This window comes from Luteimonas sp. 9C, assembly GCF_902506295.1.
GTDB lineage: Bacteria > Pseudomonadota > Gammaproteobacteria > Xanthomonadales > Xanthomonadaceae > Luteimonas.
On record NZ_LR733313.1, the window covers coordinates 394,673 to 410,393 of the forward strand.

The window sequence follows — 15,721 nt, forward strand, 5'->3', positions numbered from 1 at the left end:
CATGCTGCGAGCGCGTTACATGCCTGGCTTCAGCTTCAACTGCTTGGCATCGACGCTGGTGACGCCTTCGATCTCGCCGGCGATCGCCTTGGCGCGCTCGATCTGCGCCTGCGACTCGACGTCGCCCGACAGGCTCACGGTGCCGTTGGTGGTTTCGACGCCGATATCCAGCCCGGCGACATCGCTCGATGCGAGCAGGTCGGCCTTGACCTTGGTCGTGATCCACGTATCGGACACCGGCTGGTTCGAATCGGACTGCGCAGCGACGGTGCGATCGCCGCGTTCCTGCATCTGCTGCGCGACAGCCGTGCCCGAGATCAGCAACGTACCGGCAATCGCGGCGCCCAACAGGGTCCTGTGCATCGTCATGGCGGTGTTCCTCGTGCGGTGATGTGGCGCGAGTGTGCGAACCCGCGCGTGCCCGACGGGTGAAACGCGTTCCGTTCACGATCCGCTGATCCCGCGCTTGTTATCAGCCGCTCATGGCATTGCAGGGTAGATCCGTGAACGACGACGACAACGTGCGCGCTGCGCGCCTGGCCGGCTTGCGCTGGGTCAGTGACGAGCTGCCCGGCCTGAGCCGGCGCCGCGCGGGCAAGGGCTTCAGCTATCGCGATCCCGACGGCAAGGCGGTGCGCGATCGCGCGACGCTCGACCGCGTGCGCATGCTCGCGATCCCGCCGGCGTATCACAGCGTGTGGATCTGCGCGCTCGACAACGGACATCTGCAGGCCACCGGTCGCGACGCGCGCGGACGCAAACAGTATCGCTATCACCCGGACTGGAGCGAAGTGCGCGGCCACGGCAAGTTCGATCGCATCGTCGCATTCGCGACCGCATTGCCACGCCTGCGCCGCGCATTGGGGCGCGATCTCAAACTGCCGGGGCTACAGCGCGACAAGGTGCTGGCGATCGTGGTGTCGTTGATGGCGCAGACCTTCGTGCGCGTCGGCAACGACAGCTACACGCGCAGCAATGGCTCGTTCGGTCTGACGACCCTGCGCAACCGCCATTTCGAACTGGTGCGCGGCGGCCGTGCACGGCTCAAATTCCGCGGCAAGAGCGGGCAGGAACAGGAAATCGAACTCGACGATGCGAAGCTGGCGGCGCTGGTGCGCAAGGTGCAGCAACTGCCGGGACAGTCGCTGTTCCAGTACGTCGACGACGACGGCGCACGTCACGGCGTCGACTCGGGCATGGTCAACGACTACCTGCGCGAAGCGATGGGCGGCCCGTTCACCGCCAAGGATTTCCGCACCTGGGGCGGTACGCTGATGGCGTTCCGGCGATTCGCGGCGATGCCGCTGCCGGAGGGCCGCAAGGGTGACGAGCCCAGCGAGCGCGCCTTGGCGACGCAGGAGAAAATCGTCATCGCCGACGTCGCCGATGCGCTCGGCAATACCATCGCGGTGTGCCGCAAGGCCTACATCGATCCGGTGCTGTACGAGGCCTGGCGCGACGGGGGACTGCAGCGTGCGGCGGGCAACGCGCGTGGCGAACGCCAATGGGAAGCGGCTGCGTTGAAGCTGTTGCGACAGCGGCATCGCAAGCGCCCGGCCGCGAAATCGTTGTCGAAGTAACTGTTGACACGCCCTTCGCGGGCGTGGTTTTCTCGAACCCATGACGCAGCGCAACAACCACCGCCAGACCGCTCCCGCCGCACGCTTGCGCGTGCGCGATGCGCGTCCGCCGGTCGCGCTCGCCTCGGCGATCCTTCTCGTACTCGTACTCCTTATTACCGTCCGGAATGGCGCGGGGATGGGGTTCGTGTAGCGATACGACACCCCACAAGGTCGAAAGAACCTGAACCCCGTGCCGAAAGGCGCGGGGTTTTTGTTTGGCCCCTCGCACCGGCAGCGCTGCTGCCAGCCGCCACGACGCCCTCTCCACCCGCAGATCGGACACCACCACCCATGAGCAATGCCACTCCCTCCATCGCGATCGTCGGCTACGGCAGCCAGGGCCGCGCGCACGCGCTGAACCTGCGCGATTCCGGCTTCGACGTCGTCGTCGGCCTGCGACCCGGCGGACCGACCGAGCGACGCGCGAAGGCCGACGGCTTCACCGTCAAAACGCCTGCCGACGCGGTCGCCGACGCCGACCTGGTCGCCGTGCTGACGCCCGACATGGTGCAGAAGCAGCTGTATGCCGACGTGCTGGCGCCGCACATGAAGCAGGGCGCCTGTCTGCTGTTCGCGCACGGCCTCAACGTGCATTTCGACATGATCGCGCCGCGTGCGGATCTGGACGTGGTGCTGGTCGCGCCCAAGGGCCCGGGCGCGCTGGTGCGCCGCGAGTACGAGATCGGCCGCGGCGTGCCCTGCATCTACGCCGTGCACCAGGATCCCACCGGCAAGGGCGAGCAGCTGGCACTGACCTACGCCGCAGGCCTGGGCGGCGCACGCGCGAACATCATCAAGACGACGTTCAAGGAAGAGACCGAGACCGATCTGTTCGGCGAGCAGGCCGTGCTGTGCGGCGGCGCGTCGTCGCTGGTGCAGGCCGGTTTCGAGACGCTGGTCGAAGCCGGTTACCAGCCCGAGATCGCGTACTACGAAGTGCTGCACGAGCTGAAGCTGATCGTCGACCTGTTCTACGAGGGCGGCATCACCCGGATGCTGGAGTTCATCTCCGAGACCGCGCAGTACGGTGACTTCGTCAGCGGCCCGCGGGTCATCGATGCCAGCGTCAAGGCGCGCATGAAGGATGTGCTGACCGACATCCAGAACGGCACCTTCACCCGCAACTGGCAGGCCGAATACGACGCCGGCCTGCCGAACTACAAGAAGTTCCAGCAGGCCGACAAGGATCACCCGATCGAGCAGGTCGGCCGCGAACTGCGCGCCAAAATGACCTGGCTGGGCGAGCAGACCGGCGCGCCGGCACAACCGCAGAGCGAGGCCGCCTGATGAACGGCGCCCGCTGGCTGGTGCAGGCGCTGGAAGCCGAAGGGGTCGACACGATCTTCGGCTATCCGGGCGGCGCGATCATGCCGTTCTACGACGCGCTGCACGGCGCATCGTTGAAGCACGTGCTGGTCCGCCACGAACAGGGCGCGGCGTTTGCCGCGAACGGGTTCGCGCGGGCCAGCGGGCGCGTCGGTGTCTGCGTCGCGACCTCCGGCCCGGGCGCCTCGAACCTGGTGACCGGCATCGCCGACGCGATGCTGGACTCGGTGCCGATGGTCGTCATCACCGGCCAGGTGGCGACGCCGCTGATGGGCACCGACGCGTTCCAGGAACTGGACGTGTTCGGCATGACCCTGCCGATCGTCAAGCACAGCTTCCTGCTGCGCAGCGTCGACGAGCTGCCCAACGTCGTCGCCGAAGCATTCCGCATCGCGCGTTCCGGCCGTCCCGGCCCGGTGCTGATCGATCTGCCGAAGGACGTGCAGATCGGCGATGCCGCGCATCTGGGCGCGCATATTCCCTCGACCGCCGACGTCATGCCGGCATGCGCGGACCACGCGCTGCACGAAGCGGCGGCGCTGATCTCGCAGGCCGAGCGCCCGGTCGTCTACGGCGGCGGCGGCATCATCCTGGGCGATGCGCTGGACGCGTTCCGGGAGTTCGCCGATCTGACCCAGATCCCGACGGTGCTGACGCTGCGTGCACTGGGCGCGCTGCCGCCGACGCATCCGGCCAACCTCGGCATGATCGGCATGCACGGCAGCCGCGCGGCGAACTTGGCGGTGCAGGAATCTGATCTGCTGATCGTCGTTGGTGCGCGCTTCGACGACCGCGCCACCGGCAAGCTGACCGAGTTCGCGCCGCTGGCGCGCATCGTCCATCTGGATGGCGACAGCTGCGAGATCGGCAAGCTGCGCGCGGCAGACGTGTCGGTGTGCGGCGATGTCGCCACCAGTCTGTCGCGTCTGGGCGCGCCCTGCGGGGCGCAGATGCAGGGCCGGCACGCCGCCGCACGCACTGCGTGGCGTGAGCTGTGCGCACAGCGACGCGAGCGATTCGCCGCCCGCTACGACGCACCCGGCGACAAGGTCTTCGCGCCCGCGCTGCTGAAGCGCATGAGCGAACTGGCGCCCGATGCGACCGTCGCCTGCGATGTCGGCCAGCACCAGATGTGGGTCGCGCAGCACTGGCGCTTCGACCATCCGCGCAAGCATCTGACCAGCGGCGCGCTGGGTGCGATGGGCTTCGGCCTGCCGGCCGCGATCGGCGCGCAGATGGAAGAAGCCTCAAAGCGCGTGGTCTGCGTCAGCGGCGACGGCTCGTTCCTGATGAACGTGCAGGAGCTGGCGACGCTGAAGCGCTACCGCGTGCCGGTGAAGATCGTCCTGCTCGATAACCAGGCGCTGGGCATGGTGCGCCAGTGGCAGGAACTGTTCTTCGAGCGCCGCTATTCCGAGATCGACCTGTCCGACAACCCGGACTTTGCCGAGGTCGCGCGCGCGTTCGGCATCCAGGCGCTTTCGGTCGACAAGGCCGCCGATGTCGAATCCGCGCTGGCCGCGCTGCTGGCCGTCGACGGCCCCGCGCTGCTGCACGTCGCCATCGACACCGCCGCCAACGTCTGGCCGCTGGTCCCGCCCAACCACAACAACGCGCAGATGCTCGATGCCGACGAGGCCACCTCGCTCGACATCGGCGATTCCGTCGCACCTCTCGCCGAACCCGCTGCCGCCACGTCCGCCAAGGAATCGAGCCATGCGTTACCAGTGTGAGATGACTCTGCGCCGCGCCGAAGGCGCGCTGGTGCGCGTGCTGGGCACGACCGAGCGTCGCGGCTTCCGCCCGGTGTCGTTCGAGGGCGACGCGCACGCCGACAGCGACCACTGGAACCTGCGCATGACCGTCGAAGGCGACCGCGCCGCGATCGCCCTGCAGGGCCAACTGGCCAAGCTCTACGACTGCCTGTCGGTGGAGGTCTCGCCGTGTCGTTGAACGTCACCGCCGAAGCCGCACCGGCACAGGCGCCTTCGATCGTCGAGACCGCAGCGCCCAAGCGTCCCCAGGCCTGGTTCGACGGCGCGCTGTGCGATATCGACGCGCTGCAGGCCGGCCTGACCACGCATGCCATGCACTACGGCAGCGGCGTGTTCGAAGGCATCCGCAGCTACGCGACCGCCGACGGCGCCGCGGTGTTCCGTCTGCCCGAGCACATGGCGCGCATGCGCGAAGGCGCGGCGCTGCTGGGCATGCACTTCGATCCCGCACAGGCCACCGAGGCCGTGATGGCGACGCTGCGCGCCAATGACCATCGCGATGCCTACATCCGTCCGCTGGCCTGGTTCGGCGAAGGCGGCTTCGGCCTGGACGTCGAAGGCCACACCGAGCATCTGATGGTCGCGACCACCGCGACCCAGGTGCACCTCAACGGCACCCGCGCGCGACTGGGCATCAGCAAGTGGCGTCGCAATCCCGCCGACTCGCTGCCGCCACTGAAGCTGTGCGGCGCCTACGTCAATTCGATCCTGGCCAAGCGCGAGAGCAAGTCGCGCGGCTTCGACGAAGCGCTGTTTACCGATGCCGATGGCTTCGTCGTCGAATGCACCGGCGCCAACGTCTTCATCGTCAAGGCCGGACGCGTCACCGCGGTCGAGCATCGCGACGCGCTGCCGGGCATCACCCGCGACACGCTCATCCGTCTGAGCGGCGCCGAGTCGCGCGCCGTCACTGTCGAGGAGCTGTACGACGCCGACGAAGTCTTCGCCTGCGGCACCGCCGCCGAAGTGGCGCCGGTGCATGGCGTCGAGGACCGCAGCTATGGCGACAACCCGGTCACCCGCGAACTGGCCGCGCTGTACGCGCGTGTTGTGCGCGGCGATGCCGAGCGCCAGCGCGGCTGGCTGACGGCAGTCTGAGCATGTCCGAACCCGACGTAGGCCGCGCCCCGCGAGCGACCGCCAGTGATGTGCTGGCGGCGCAGGCGCGGCTGCGTCGGCATCTCGACGTGACGCCGATGCATTACGCCGAACGCTTCGGCTGCTGGCTGAAGCTCGAGAACCTGCAGCGCACCGGCTCCTACAAGGTGCGAGGGGCACTGAACGCATTGATGGCTGCGCGCGAGCGCGGCGACGACCGCACGGTGATCACCGCCTCGGCCGGCAACCACGCGCAGGGCATGGCGTGGGCCGCATACCGTCTGGGCGTGCCGGCGATCACGGTGATGCCGAAGAACGCACCCGTGACCAAGGTCGCCGGCGTCGCCCACTGGGGCGCGACCGTGCGCCTGCATGGCGAGACCTACGACGAAGCGAAAGCCTTCGCCGCCGAACTGGCCGCGCAGAACGGTTTCCGCCTGCTGTCGGCGTTCGACGATGTCGACGTGATCGCAGGTCAAGGTACGGTCGGCCTGGAAATCGCCTCGGTGCTGATGCCGGACGTGGTCATCGTGCCGATCGGCGGTGGTGGACTGGCGTCGGGCGTCGCCCTGGCATTGAAATCGCAGGGCGTGCGCATCGTCGGTGCGCAGGTCGAAGGCGTGGATGCGATGGCGCGCGTGCTACGCGGCGATCACTCGCCGTTTTCGCCCGTCGCGACGCTGGCCGACGGCGTGCGGGTGAAGGATCCCGGCCTGCTGACACGTGCGCTGCTGGCCGATCTGCTCGACGACGTGGTGATCGTGCGCGAGGCTGAGTTGCGCGAGACGCTGGTGCGTCTAGCGCTGGAAGAACACGTGATCGCCGAAGGCGCCGGCGCTTTGGCACTGGCCGCGGGCCGCCGCGTCGCCGGCAAGCGCAAGGTCGCCGTGGTATCGGGCGGCAACGTCGATGCCGGCGTGCTGGCGCAGCTGCTGTCGGAGGTGCGTCCGCGCCCGCCGCGCAAGCCGCGCCGGCGCGTGCGCGAGACCGCGGCCGAGGTGCCGGCTATTGCAGCCATCGCACCTGCCGCGCACATGGCGACGCCACGTCGCCGCAACGACCTCGCTGCATCCGCGCCGTCCGGAGGCGGCGAACCGCGACTTCGACGCGCGACCGCCGCCCGCATCGAACGCACGCCACACGCCATTGCCGAGGAACTGCCCGCATGACCACCTCTGACACCATCCGGATTTTCGACACCACCCTGCGCGACGGCGAGCAGTCGCCCGGCTGCAGCATGAGCCCGCAGCAGAAGGTGGTGATGGCGCGCGCGCTCGATGCGCTGGGCGTCGACATCATCGAGACCGGCTTTCCGGCCAGCTCCGAATCCGACCGCGAGGCGGCGCGTCTGATCGCGCGCGAGGTCCGGCGCCCCACTCTGGCGGTGCTGTCGCGCTGCCTGCCCGCCGATATCGAAGCCTCGGCGCGCGCGCTGGACGGCACCGCGAATCCGCGCCTGCATGTCTTCATCTCGACCAGCCCGCTGCACCGCGAACACAAGCTGCGCATGAGCCGGCAGCAGGTGCTGGACATGACCGCGACCAGCGTCGCCCACGCGCGCCGGCTGATCGGCGATGTCGAATTCTCGGCCGAAGACGCGACCCGCACCGAAGACGATTTCCTGAGTGATGTAATCGCCGTCGCGATCGCCAACGGCGCGACCACGATCAACGTGCCCGACACGCTGGGCTATGCGACGCCCGAGGAAACCCGCGCGCTGTTCCAGCGCCTGATCGACACGATCCCCGGCGCCCGCGACGTGGTCTTCAGCGCGCACTGCCACAACGACCTGGGACTGGCCGTCGCCAATTCGCTGGCCGCGATCGAAGGTGGCGCGCGCCAGGTCGAGTGCACCATCAACGGCATCGGCGAGCGCGCCGGCAATTGCGCAGTCGAAGAACTGGCGATGGCGTTGAAGGTCCGCAACGCGTTCTACAACATCGATACCGGCATCGACACGCGCCGCCTGGTCCCGACCTCGCAGCTGCTGCGTCGCCTGACCGGCATGGCCGTACAGCGCAACAAGGCCATCGTCGGCGAAAACGCATTCGCGCACGAATCCGGCATCCACCAGCACGGCATGCTGCGCCACCGCGGCACCTACGAAATCATGAATCCGTCGGACGTCGGCTGGCCCGATTCGAAGCTGGTGCTCGGCCGCCACAGTGGTCGCGCCGCGGTCGGTCATCGCCTGCGTGCGCTGGGCTACACGCTGGAGGACGGGCAGCTGGAACAGGTGTTCGAGGCGTTCAAGGATCTGTGCGAGCGCCAGCGCGTGGTCGAGGACGACGATCTGGAAGCGCTGATGCACGGCGACGTGCATGGCCAGGGCTGGCGGCTGGCGTCGATGACCGTCAGCGATCGGGGCCAGCGCGCGAGCGCACAGGTCGAACTGTCGGATCCGGACGGCGGCAAGGTCAGCGAGAGCGCGCTGGGCGATGGCCCGGTCGACGCGCTGTTCGCCGCGCTGGCCACCGCGACCGGCGTCGAGCTGGCGCTGGAGAGCTACCAGGTCCACAGCGTCGGCATGGGCCGCGATGCGCGCGGCGAAGCCAGCGTCAGCGTGCGTCACGGCGCGGACATCCACGAAGGCACCGGCACCAGCCGCGACATCATCGAGGCCAGCGCGCTCGCGTGGCTGGATGTCGCCAACCGGATCCTGCGCAGCGCGCATGCCGTTCCCGCGCCGCAGGCCGCGCACGCCTGACGCGTCACGCATCCCCTTTCGCATTCCGGACACATTGCCAACCATGACCGCCAGACCGCCCCGCACCCTGTTCGACAAACTGTGGGACGCGCACATCGTGACGCCCGAGTCCGACGCCGCGCCCGCCGTGCTCTACATCGACCTGCATCTGATCCACGAAGTCACCTCGCCGCAGGCATTCACCGAGCTGCGCGCGCGTGGCCTCGTGCCGCGCCGCCCGGACCGCACCAAGGCGACGATGGACCACTCCACGCCCACGCTGCCTGCCGGCCCCGACGGCCGCCTGTCCTATGCCAGCGAGGCGTCGGAAAAGCAGGTCGACACGTTGGCGCTAAACTGCGCGGAGTTCGGCATCGAGCTGTTCGACATGTCATCCGACCAGCGCGGAATCGTCCACGTCATCGCGCCCGAACAGGGCTTCACACAGCCCGGCATGACCATCGTCTGCGGCGACAGCCACACCTCCACGCACGGCGCGTTCGGCGCGCTGGCGTTCGGCATCGGCACCAGCGAGGTCGGCAACGTGCTGGCGACGCAGTGCCTGCTGCAGCGACGGCCGAAGACGATGTCGATCACCGTCGACGGCAACCTCGCGCCCGGCGTCGGCGCCAAGGACGTGACCCTGCACGCGATCGGCGTCATCGGCGTCAACGGCGGTACCGGCCACGTCATCGAGTACCGCGGCTCCACCATCGAGGCGATGGACATGGAGCAGCGCATGACCCTGTGCAACATGTCGATCGAAGCCGGCGCGCGCGCCGGCATGGTCGCGCCGGACGACACCACATTCGAGTGGGTCGCGCGCACGCCGCGCGGTCCCAAGGGCGCCGAGTTCAATGCCGCGGTCGCCCGCTGGCGCGCACTGCGCACCGACGCCGGCGCGCGTTTCGACACCGAAGTCCGCATCGATGCCGCCGACATCCGCCCGACGCTGACCTGGGGCACGCACCCGGGCACCGCGATCGGCGTCGACGTGCCGGTGCCGGCCGCGACCGATGCCGCCGAGCAGAAGGGACAGGACTACATGCGCGTCGTCGCCGGTCAGTCGCTGGCCGGCATGCCGGTCGACGTGGTGTTCGTCGGCTCATGCACCAACGGCCGCCTGCGCGACATGCGCGAGGTCGCGGACGTGTTGCGTGGCCGCCACGTGTCGGCAGGCGTGCGCATGCTGGTGGTGCCGGGTTCGGAGATCGTCAAGCGCGAAGCCGAGGCCGAAGGCATCGATTTGATCGTCCGTGAGGCCGGCGCCGAATGGCGCGAGCCGGGGTGTTCGATGTGCATCGCGATGAACGGCGATCTGGTGGCGCCGGGCCAATTGGCCGTGAGCACCAGCAACCGCAATTTCGAAGGCCGCCAGGGCCCGGGTGCGCGCACGCTGCTGGCCTCGCCGACGACGGCGGCCTGGGCTGCGGTGCGCGGCATCGTGGCCGATCCACGCGAACTGTTCGAAGACCGCCGGGAGGTGGCCTGATGTCCGCCGCGCACATTCCGGAGTTTCCGGTGCGCTCGGCCAGCGTGGTGCTGAGCCAGAGCAATATCGACACCGACCAGATCATTCCCGCGCGCTTCCTGTCGACGACCGAGCGCAAGGGCCTGGGCAAGCACGCCTTCAACGACTGGCGCTGGCAGGGCGACGGCAGCGCGAGCCCGGACTTCGCCTTCAACCAGCCGCACAACACTGGGCGCGCGGTGCTGCTGGCCGGGCGCAACTTCGGCTGCGGGTCCTCGCGCGAACACGCGCCGTGGGCATTGCGCGATCTGGGCCTGCAGGTCGTGGTCAGCAGCGAGATCGCCGATATCTTCCGCAACAACGCGCTGAAGAACGGCGTGCTGCCGGTCGTCCTTCCCGAAGCCGTGGTGCAGGATCTGATGACGCGACCGGACGACGTGCTCACCTTCGACATCGTCGCCCGCGAACTGCGCACGCCGGACGGCGCCGTCCACGCCTTCCCGCTCGACGCGTTCGCGCGCACCTGCCTGCTCGAGGGCGTGGACGAAATGGGGTTCCTGCTGGCGCGCGGCGCCGACATCCAAACGTATGAGGACACGCACCATGCACGCTGACATCGTCGTACTGCCCGGAGACGGCATCGGTCCCGAAGTGGCCGCCGCCGCGGTCGACGTGCTGCAGGCGATCGCGCAGCGTTTCGGCCATCGTTTCTCGCTGCACGAACACCTGATCGGCGGCGCCGCGATCGACGCGACCGGCAAGCCTTTGCCCGACGAGACGCTGGCCGCCGCGCGCAACGCCGATGCGGTGCTGTTGGGCGCGGTAGGCGGTCCGAAGTGGTCCGATCCCAACGCGAGCGTGCGCCCGGAACAGGGCCTGCTGGCGATCCGCAAGGCGCTGGGCCTGTACGCGAATCTGCGTCCCACCAGGCCGCATCCGGCCGCGATGGGCGCCTCGCCGATCAAGCCGCACCTGCTGGCGGGCGTGGACCTGCTGGTGGTGCGCGAACTGACCGGCGGCATCTATTTCGGCGAGCGTACACGCACTGCCGAATCCGCCAGCGACCTGTGCACCTATACCGTGACCGAGATCGAACGCGTCGTGCGTCGCGCCTGCCTGCTCGCGCGCGGTCGCCGCGGTCACGTGACCTCGGTCGACAAGGCCAACGTACTCGAGACCTCGCGGCTGTGGCGCGATGTCGCCAGCCGCATCGCGCGTGATGAATTTCCCGACATCACGATCGAACACCAGCTGGTCGATTCGATGGCGATGCATCTGCTGTCGAAGCCGCGCGCCTTTGATGTCATCGTGACGGAGAACATGTTCGGCGACATCCTCACCGACGAGGCCTCGATGCTGGCCGGCTCGCTGGGCCTGCTGCCGTCGGCGTCGCTGGGCGAAGGCAGTGTGGGCGCCGACGGCTTAGTCTCGACGCGCCGCGCCAAAGGCATATTCGAGCCGATCCACGGTTCGGCGCCGGACATCGCCGGCCGCGGCATCGCAAACCCCTACGGCACGATCCTCAGCGCCGCGCTGCTGCTGCGTTACTCGCTGGGCCTGTCGCAGGAAGCGGCGTGCATCGAGCAGGCGGTCGACGACGCGCTGGACGCCGGTGTGTTCACCGCCGACCTGGCATCCGACGGCACTGCGGTCTCGACGCGCGACGCCGCCGCTGCGGTGCTCACGCGCATCGAGTCGACCGCACAGGTCAACGGATAGCGCGCCGTCCCGCCGTAGCGCGGTGCAACCACGCCGCGTCGATCGCGTACAACCACCCCACGCCGCCAGCCCCGCGCCCGCCGCACCTGCGAGTCATCGATGCCCGAGTACCGTTCCAGAACCTCCACCCACGGCCGCAACATGGCCGGCGCCCGCGCGCTCTGGCGCGCGACCGGCATGCAGGACGACGACTTCCACAAGCCGATCGTCGCGGTCGCGAATTCGTTCACCCAGTTCGTGCCGGGCCACGTGCATCTCAAGGACATCGGCCAGCTGGTCGCGCGCGAGATCGAGCGCGTCGGCGGCGTGGCCAAGGAGTTCCACACCATCGCCGTCGACGACGGGATCGCGATGGGCCACGACGGCATGCTGTACTCGCTGCCGAGCCGCGAGATCATCGCCGACTCCGTCGAGTACATGGTCAACGCGCACTGCGCCGATGCGCTGGTGTGCATCTCCAACTGCGACAAGATCACGCCCGGCATGCTGATGGCCGCGCTGCGCTTGAACATTCCCGTGGTGTTCGTGTCCGGCGGACCGATGGAAGCCGGCAAGACGAAGCTGTCCGAACACGGCCTCGATCTCGTCGATGCGATGGTCGTCGCCGCTGACCCTGATGCCTCGGATGAGAAGGTCGCCGCCTACGAGCGCAGCGCGTGTCCGACCTGCGGTTCCTGCAGCGGCATGTTCACCGCCAACTCGATGAACTGCCTGACCGAAGCCCTGGGCCTCGCGCTGCCCGGCAACGGCTCGATGCTGGCGACGCACGCCGATCGCGAGCAGTTGTTCCTGCAGGCCGCGCGCACCGTCGTCGAACTCTGCCATCGCTGGTACGGCGCCGAAGACCCGACCGCGTTGCCGCGTGGCATCGCGACCTTCGAGGCATTCGAAAACGCGATGACGCTCGACATCGCGATGGGCGGTTCGACCAACACCATCCTGCATCTGCTCGCCGCCGCGCAGGAGGCCGAAGTCGACTTCGATCTGCACGACATCGACCGCTTGTCGCGACGCGTGCCGCAGCTGTGCAAGGTCGCGCCGAACATCCAGACCTACCACATGGAAGACGTGCATCGCGCCGGCGGCATCGTCTCGATCCTCGGCGAACTCGCACGCGGCGGTCTGCTGCATGTCGACCAGCCGACGGTGCACAGCCGCACATTGGCCGAAGGCATCGCGCGCTGGGACATCACCGTGACCGGTGACGACGCGGTACGCACATTCTTCAAGGCTGGCCCCGCGGGCATTCCGACGCAGACCGCCTTCAGCCAAGCCACGCGCTGGGAGACGCTGGACGACGACCGCGCAGGCGGTTGCATCCGTGATGTCGCACACGCGTATTCGCAGGAGGGCGGCCTCGCCGTGCTGCGCGGCAACCTCGCGCCCGACGGCTGCGTGGTCAAGACCGCGGGCGTGGACGCGTCGATCCACGTGTTCGAAGGCACGGCCAAAGTGTTCGAGAGCCAGGACGCCGCGGTCAAGGGCATCCTCGCCGACGAGGTGCAGGCCGGCGACGTGGTGGTGATCCGCTACGAAGGCCCGAAGGGTGGGCCGGGCATGCAGGAGATGCTGTACCCGACCAGCTACCTGAAGTCCAAAGGCCTCGGCAAACAGTGCGCGCTGCTGACCGACGGGCGCTTCTCCGGCGGCACCTCGGGCCTGTCGATCGGACATGCGTCGCCGGAAGCCGCGGCGGGCGGCACGATCGGACTGGTGCGCGACGGCGACCGCATCCGCATCGACATTCCGCAGCGACGCATCGACCTGCTGGTCGACGATGCGGAACTGGCCGCGCGCCGCGACGCGCAGGACGCGCTCGGCTGGAAGCCGGCGCAACCGCGCCCGCGCAAAGTCACCGCGGCACTCAAGGCCTATGCCCTGCTCGCGACCAGCGCCGACAAGGGCGCGGTGCGCAACCTGGCGATGCTCGGCGACTGACGCAGCGCGCGGTCAGTCCGCGGCCGGCAGCAGGACCGTCGCGCGCAGGCCGCCGAGCGTCGGCGAGGCATCGAGCGCGATCGTGCCGGCATGCAGGTCCAGCACCTGGCGCACGATCGACAGGCCCAGGCCGCTGCCGACGACGCCGGTACCCAGCTCGCGGTGGAACCGGTCGAAGACGCGTTCGCGCGCCGCTTCGGGTATGCCCGGGCCGTCGTCCTCGACGACCAGTTGCACGTGTGCGGCCGCGCGCGTGACCGAGACCCGCACGCGCCCGCCGTCGGGCGCATAGCGGCAGGCGTTGTCGACGAGGTTGCCGACCAGTGCATCGAGCGCGGCCTCGTCACCGACCACCTGCTGCGCGTCGCCGTCCAGCGTGATGGTCAGGCCGCGGGCGGCATCCAGCGCGCGCCGTTCGGCGACATGGGTGTCGGCGAGTGCGTGCAGGTCCACGCGCCGGGGCTTGGCGACCGCGGCGCCCGGCTCCACGCGGCTGAGCGCGAGCAGTTGTTCCACCAGGCGCTCGATGCGCTGCACGCCGGCATCGAGCAGCGCTTGCGCGGCCCCGCGTTCGTCGGCATCGCGCGCGGTGCGCTGGTTGTCGGCATGCACTTTCAGCGCGGCGATCGGCGTGCGCAGCTCGTGCGCGGCATCGGCGGTGAAGCGGCGCTCGCGCTGGAAGGCGGCGTCGAGTCGCGCGAGCAGGTCGTTGATCGCCACGACGAGCCCCTGCACCTCGCGCGGCACACGTCCGGGCTGCAGCGGCGCGAGACGATCGGCCGTGCGCGCTTCCACCTCGCCCGACACGCGCGCCAGGCCGCGCAGGCTCCAGCCGACCAGCAGCCACACGACCACCGCCATCAACGGAATCGCGAGCAGCAGCGGCAGCAGCGTGCCCTCGGCGATGTCCTCGGCCAGCTCCATGCGGATGTCCGACAGCTCACCGGACTGGTACCAGCGCCCGCGCGGCGAGCGCAGGGTGAAGGTGCGCCAGTGGTCGCCGTCGATGACGGCGTCCGCATAGCCGGCCACCAGCGGCGCCAGCGGGATGTCGGGGCCGCTGTCGGAGCGCAGCAGCAGGCGCCCGTCGGCATCGCGCGCCTGGAACGCGAGCTTGGTCTCGTAGGCGTGCCCGGTCGGGAACGCCAGCGCGTCGCCCACGCCGTCGGCGCTGCCCTGCCAGACGGCCACGACGATCGGCGCGCCGCCCGCATGCACGGCCACGTCGCCCAGCGGTTCGTCGACCAGGCTCATCAGCACGCGCGAGGAATGTGCGAGCTTGGCGTCGAACATCTCGCCCGCTTCCTGCAGGCCGGCGCGATAGCTGAAGGCGCCGGCGACGATCATCACCAGCGACATCACGCCGATCAGGCCGACCAGCAGCAGGCGGCGGATGGATCTCATGCGGCCTCTCCTGCCGGATCGTCGAGCGCGTAGCCCACGCCGCGCACGGTGCGGATCAGCGCCGGATGCAGACGCTTGCGCAGGTGGTGCACGTGCACGTCGACGGCGTTGCTGGCGACATCCTCGTCCCAACCGTAGAGCCGCTGCTGCGCGGTCTCGCGCGAGACGATGCGGCCGGGATGTTCCATCAGCAGGCGCAGCAACGCGACCTCGCGCCGCGGCAGATCGACCACCCGGCCCTGCCAGGTGACCGTCAGCGAGGCGGGATCGAGCGCGAGACCGGCGAAGGCCAGCGTCGGACTGGCCTGGCCGCTGCTGCGGCGGAGCAGCGCGCGCACGCGGGCGAGCAGTTCGCCGTTGTCGAAGGGCTTGCCGACGTAGTCGTCGGCGCCGAGGTCCAGTCCCAGCATCCGGTCGGCCGCACGCTCGCGCGCGCTCAGCACCAGGATCGGCACGGTGGCCCCGGCGCGGCGGGCCTCGCGGATCACCTCGAGGCCATCCTTGCGCGGCAGGCCCAGATCGAGCACCACCAGATCGATGCCGCCGGTGCGGATGGCCGCGAGCGCGCTTGCCCCATCCTGCAGCCAGTCGACGGCATAGGCGGCGCGGCGCAGCGCGGTGCGCAGTCCCTCACCCAGCGATGGATCGTCCTCGACCAGCAAGATGCGCATCGCCGCAGTCT

Annotated in this window: 14 protein-coding genes; 11 read left to right on the top strand and 3 right to left on the bottom strand. The window is 69.3% G+C overall.

The window, feature by feature from the left end; all coding sequences use genetic code 11:
- Positions 1–15 precede the first annotated feature (15 nt).
- Entirely contained in the window at positions 16–369 is a 354-nt protein-coding gene (locus tag CURTO8I2_RS14840) for a BON domain-containing protein (protein WP_159682012.1), read from the bottom strand.
- Between the two features lie 134 nt (positions 370–503).
- Between CURTO8I2_RS14840 and CURTO8I2_RS14845 the strand changes: the two genes are divergently transcribed.
- The 11 genes from CURTO8I2_RS14845 (at position 504) to ilvD (ending at position 13,635) form a co-directional block, all read left to right on the top strand.
- Positions 504–1,580 (top strand): DNA topoisomerase IB, encoded by a 1,077-nt coding sequence (locus tag CURTO8I2_RS14845; RefSeq protein ID WP_343161360.1) that lies wholly within the window; start codon positions 504–506, stop codon positions 1,578–1,580.
- 333 nt (positions 1,581–1,913) lie between these two features.
- Complete coding sequence (gene ilvC, locus CURTO8I2_RS14850) at positions 1,914–2,909, top strand: ketol-acid reductoisomerase (RefSeq protein WP_159682014.1); 996 nt, start codon at positions 1,914–1,916, stop codon at positions 2,907–2,909.
- Positions 2,909–4,681, top strand: coding sequence for an acetolactate synthase 2 catalytic subunit (gene ilvG, locus CURTO8I2_RS14855; RefSeq protein ID WP_159682015.1), 1,773 nt, complete (start codon positions 2,909–2,911; stop codon positions 4,679–4,681). The genes ilvC and ilvG overlap by 1 nt, the downstream gene beginning before the upstream one ends.
- Position 4,682: 1 nt before the next feature.
- Positions 4,683–4,901, top strand: coding sequence for an ACT domain-containing protein (locus CURTO8I2_RS14860; RefSeq protein ID WP_236551178.1), 219 nt, complete (start codon positions 4,683–4,685; stop codon positions 4,899–4,901).
- A complete protein-coding gene (locus CURTO8I2_RS14865; RefSeq protein ID WP_159682017.1) occupies positions 4,892–5,821 on the top strand; it encodes an aminotransferase class IV in 930 nt (309 codons plus the stop codon). The genes CURTO8I2_RS14860 and CURTO8I2_RS14865 overlap by 10 nt, the downstream gene beginning before the upstream one ends.
- 2 nt (positions 5,822–5,823) lie before the next feature.
- Entirely contained in the window at positions 5,824–6,990 is a 1,167-nt protein-coding gene (locus CURTO8I2_RS14870; protein ID WP_159682018.1) for a threonine dehydratase, read from the top strand.
- Complete coding sequence (locus tag CURTO8I2_RS14875) at positions 6,987–8,528, top strand: 2-isopropylmalate synthase (protein WP_159682019.1); 1,542 nt, start codon at positions 6,987–6,989, stop codon at positions 8,526–8,528. Before CURTO8I2_RS14870 ends, CURTO8I2_RS14875 begins: the two co-directional genes overlap by 4 nt.
- 43 nt (positions 8,529–8,571) lie before the next feature.
- Positions 8,572–9,999, top strand: a complete 1,428-nt coding sequence (leuC, locus tag CURTO8I2_RS14880) for a 3-isopropylmalate dehydratase large subunit (protein WP_159682020.1) — start codon at positions 8,572–8,574, stop codon at positions 9,997–9,999.
- Positions 9,999–10,592, top strand: a complete 594-nt coding sequence (leuD, locus tag CURTO8I2_RS14885) for a 3-isopropylmalate dehydratase small subunit (protein WP_159682021.1) — start codon at positions 9,999–10,001, stop codon at positions 10,590–10,592. The genes leuC and leuD overlap by 1 nt, the downstream gene beginning before the upstream one ends.
- Entirely contained in the window at positions 10,582–11,697 is a 1,116-nt protein-coding gene (gene leuB, locus CURTO8I2_RS14890; protein ID WP_159682022.1) for a 3-isopropylmalate dehydrogenase, read from the top strand. The genes leuD and leuB overlap by 11 nt, the downstream gene beginning before the upstream one ends.
- Positions 11,698–11,796: 99 nt before the next feature.
- The gene (gene ilvD / locus CURTO8I2_RS14895; protein WP_159682023.1) at positions 11,797–13,635 is read left to right on the top strand and encodes a dihydroxy-acid dehydratase; all 1,839 of its coding nucleotides are present in this window, start codon (positions 11,797–11,799) and stop codon (positions 13,633–13,635) included.
- 12 nt (positions 13,636–13,647) lie between these two features.
- Here ilvD and CURTO8I2_RS14900 read toward each other — a convergent pair whose 3' ends face one another.
- Both CURTO8I2_RS14900 and CURTO8I2_RS14905 read right to left on the bottom strand, forming a co-directional pair.
- On the bottom strand, positions 13,648–15,018 hold the full coding sequence (locus tag CURTO8I2_RS14900; protein WP_159682146.1) for an ATP-binding protein: 1,371 nt from the start codon (positions 15,016–15,018) through the stop codon (positions 13,648–13,650).
- Positions 15,019–15,035: 17 nt separating this feature from the next.
- A complete protein-coding gene (locus CURTO8I2_RS14905) occupies positions 15,036–15,710 on the bottom strand; it encodes a response regulator transcription factor (RefSeq protein ID WP_159682024.1) in 675 nt (224 codons plus the stop codon).
- Positions 15,711–15,721: the final 11 nt, after the last annotated feature.